The 3,869-nt window shown below is 42.4% G+C and carries 3 protein-coding genes and 1 rRNA gene; all 4 read right to left on the bottom strand.

Annotated features, from left to right (window positions below; translation table 11 throughout):
- Nucleotides 1-115 precede the first annotated feature (115 nt).
- Nucleotides 116-949, bottom strand: a complete 834-nt coding sequence (locus B5F71_RS21125) for a HAMP domain-containing sensor histidine kinase (protein ID WP_343285816.1) — start codon at nt 947-949, stop codon at nt 116-118.
- A gap of 8 nt (nt 950-957) precedes the next feature.
- Nucleotides 958-2,967, bottom strand: a complete 2,010-nt coding sequence (locus B5F71_RS21130; protein WP_241148661.1) for a two-component regulator propeller domain-containing protein — start codon at nt 2,965-2,967, stop codon at nt 958-960.
- Nucleotides 2,894-3,496, bottom strand: coding sequence for a two-component regulator propeller domain-containing protein (locus B5F71_RS21135; RefSeq protein WP_239465875.1), 603 nt, complete (start codon nt 3,494-3,496; stop codon nt 2,894-2,896). Before B5F71_RS21135 ends, B5F71_RS21130 begins: the two co-directional genes overlap by 74 nt.
- Nucleotides 3,497-3,771: 275 nt before the next feature.
- Nucleotides 3,772-3,869 (bottom strand): 5S ribosomal RNA (gene rrf, locus B5F71_RS18955); the annotation flags it as partial.

Here is a 3,869-nt window from a genome sequence, read left to right on the forward strand (position 1 = left end):
CCTCGCAGTGCGTCATGACAACCTCTTCTTGGACGGAAGCCGTAGCTTCTCCTCGAGAATTGGCACTCATAGATAGGGGTCAGAACCTGGTTAATGGCTTGTTGCACCATACGGTCTACCACGGTGATAAACGATGTCTCAACTCTTCTTCATGCAACAAAGCACTCTCAGGTATCAGGAAATCTTTTTTATCATAAACCGAGACATCGGCAGGAAGCGTAACGATAAACACCGACCCTCCTCCCCTACATTCCTCATAGACAACAGTTCCTTTATGTACCTGCACCAGTTCATGAACAAGATACAATCCGATTCCCATGCTATCTCCCGAAAGACTGTTTTGCATATAGTGCTTGAAAAGTTGTTCACGTTTTTCTTTCGGTATTCCCACCCCTGTATCAACCACGCGGATAACAAGCTGATGAATTGTTTCATCCACCTGAACCGAAAAATCAACCTTTCCACCGGAAGGAGTATACTTAAATGCATTGGAAAGCAAATTGTAAACTATCTTGTCCAGCTTCTCTTTATCCAGAAACATCTTATAAGACGGAACAGAAGGAAGAAAACGGAAATCCATTCTTTTAGATTCAGCCACTTCCTTAAAATTCAAGTATATTTCGTGCAAAAAAGCAATGACATCTGCTTCTTCCAACGAAAGCACAGGCTTCTTTTCCTGCATTTTCCGGAATTCAAGCAACTGATTAACAAGTCGTGACATACGCCGGGCACTTTTATCCATCATACGGACAGAAGATACCATCTCTTTCGGAATCACTTTCACCTGATTCATCTTGTCCAGAGCAACCTGAATCAGCGTAAGCGGCGTACGGAATTCGTGGGATATATGGGTAAAGAACCTCAATTTGTACTCGGTCAGTTCTTTTTCCACCTTGACCTTGTTCCGCAAATCATCCATGCGACGCACGACACGCCATGCCACATACATCAGACTCCCTAGCAAGAACAAATAAATGACAAATGCCCCCCAGTACGCCAAAAAGGTGGAACAATAACAATCTCAAGTGTCGTATAATCATCGCCCCACTGTCCGAACGAATTGCATGCCTTCACATGCAACTTGTAAGTGCCAGGGGGAAGATTCTTATAAGTACCCCAAGGTAATACCGAAGGCACACTCCATCCTTTATCATACCCCTGCAACTGATAGGTAAATCGAGGCGGCACAATAGCCGAATAATCCAAAGTAGAGAAATAAACAGTAAACGAATGCTGGCTGTAATCCAACTGTACCGAAGAGGTATAAGGCAATGATTTCTCGAATAGACGCTCTGTCCCACTACTCCCGGCTGAAACACCGTTCAATCGTAGGTCAGTAAAAGTCACAGACGGTATACGACGGTCAGTATTAACCCGTGAAGGATCAACCACAGTAACCCCATCATTGGAACCCATCAGGATTCTCCCGTCTGGCAAAGCTAGTGCGGAAGTCTCGTTATAAACATTCTGCAACATCTGCATCGATAAAAAATAATTCAGAAAAGTCTTCGAAGATACATCAAAACACGAAACTCCATATTCGGTGGTAATCCAAATATTCCCTTTAGAATCTTCAGCAAAAGCCTGTATCATATCGTTTACCAAGCCATCACTCACTCCGTAATGCGAAAAACGAAGCCGAGCATAATCATCACCTGGTTTGCAGATACTGAAACCGGCTCCCGCTTCAGCTATCCACAGATTACCGTTACAGTCTTGCAAAAGATGTCGGATTTCATTACTCCGTAAATTCCCGTTTTGCCTGTTATAATGATAATATGCCTGCTCATCTGCCAGCAAACGTTCGGGACGAAAAATAAACACTCCGTCGCTCGTCGCAGCCCAAATCCAGCCATTCCGGTCTTCAACCAACATACGGATACGTTTCTGTCCATAAGAATCATTGAAAAAATGCCGGAAGATATATCCTCCTTTCCCATCGGGAAGTGCCAAATCAAGCCCACCTCCAAAGGTACCGACCCACATCCGGCCCTTGCGATCCCTCAACAAAGAATAAACATCGTCAGAAGCCAAAGAAGCCGGATTATCTGCATGATGCAACCACAAACGGTTGCCGACTCTTAATCCTCCTCCCCGCATACCCTGCCACAATACACCAGCCGTATCTTCGCAAACTGAATAGACATTACTGACATATTCCTTCTCATATTTTTTCTGCGAAAACGTAGAATCGTAAAGATAAACTTTTCCGTTACGTGTAGCCATATAAATATCGCCATCAGAGAGAGATGCCAAAGTCCGTACATTATTCTTATACAAGATTTTATCTTCACCTTGAGGTTCAGGATAAAACAAATCTGATATTTTGTCTACCATCTTCAGGTGAGACACACCTGTATGATCGGCACCAATCCAGATACTACCCGAACGGTCTTCCATCATATATAACAACTCATCTGAAAGCAAAACAGAAGAACGTGTGTCATCTGCTTTGAAATGTGACAAATGTCCAGTATGCAAATCATATGTATAAAAACCATTTCCATAAGTGGAAATCCAAAGAATGCCACGTGAATCACGCACAACATGATAACGTTCCTTATCTATCAGCTGTACTTTTTCTTCCGGCATCAATCGGAAAGACATCACCTCACCCGTCTTTGCCTGGATATAATATAAATGTCCGGTTTTGTTGTATGCACAGTAATTTCCACAATTATCTGTTATTATCTCTGCCCCTGGAATATTCCAGGAAGCCGGTGCACGAGATAGCTCACCGGTAGCAGGTAAAAAGACAAAACTAGCATCACCCGTGAAAATCAACCATTGATTACCAATCGCTGCATTACCCGGTAAATCATATCCTGAACATACATTCGGCAATTCAGCCTTCTTTGTCGCCCGTTGCTCATCCTTTCCTATACACCATATTTCACCTTTGGCAGTAATGAAACAAACATACTCTGAAAAGCAATGTATCCGCACGAAACTGTGTGAAGAGACCATTTTTTTTCAATACTTTGTTTTGCCAAACGTAAAGCCCCTCCTGTGTTCCTATCCATACACGCCCCAAACTGTCTTGCTCGATAAATGAAACTGCATTCGTATCCAATGTCCCATTTTCCAGACAAAACACGTCAGAATAGAACCTGTCATTCTTGTAGCATACGCGCCTACATCCCTTGCCACGCCCCCATAACCATACTGCATCAGACAACAAAGTAATATAAGCATATTGCTCCTTGAATGCCTCACAACCTGTATAATCAACAAAACAATCCCTTTTCAAATCATAACAACTGAAACGGTCTATGGAGGTAGAAATCCATAAAAAGCCATGATTGTCTTCACACACACTTTTTACTCTTCCGTCAGCCAATGAAGGTAATTCGCCAATACTGTCCGGCAAGAATGTCCGAAAAGTATTCCCGTCATACCGATTCAACCCATTCAATGTGCTGAACCAGATAAATCCTTTACTATCTTGATATATATGACGAACCGTATTATTGGATAAGCCATTGGAGGTAGTCAAAGACTCAGTATGTATTGTATAAGATGGACTAGCGTGTATCCCTATGAAAATAAACATACAATATGAATACAGCATCCCAATAAACACCTGCCTTTTTCCTAAAATAAATGTCTTCATGTCACCAATTAAATTCTATGTCTTTGACATATTAGGTTAGAAAGGAACAAAAATAAAGAAATTATACAGAAGAAGCAATTATGACAAGAAAAAGAAATGCATAATCTCAAAAAAAGAAAAGGATCCTCCCCCGGCCATCAGACCGGAGAAGGATCCCAAAACGGCGGCTACCTACTCTCCCACTGTTACGCAGTACCATCGGCGTGACGAAGCTTAACTTCTCTGTTCGGAATGGGAAGAGGTGGAACCTTCGTGC

This window comes from Bacteroides sp. An269, from assembly GCF_002159755.1.
Classification (GTDB): Bacteria; Bacteroidota; Bacteroidia; order Bacteroidales; family Bacteroidaceae; genus Phocaeicola; species Phocaeicola intestinalis.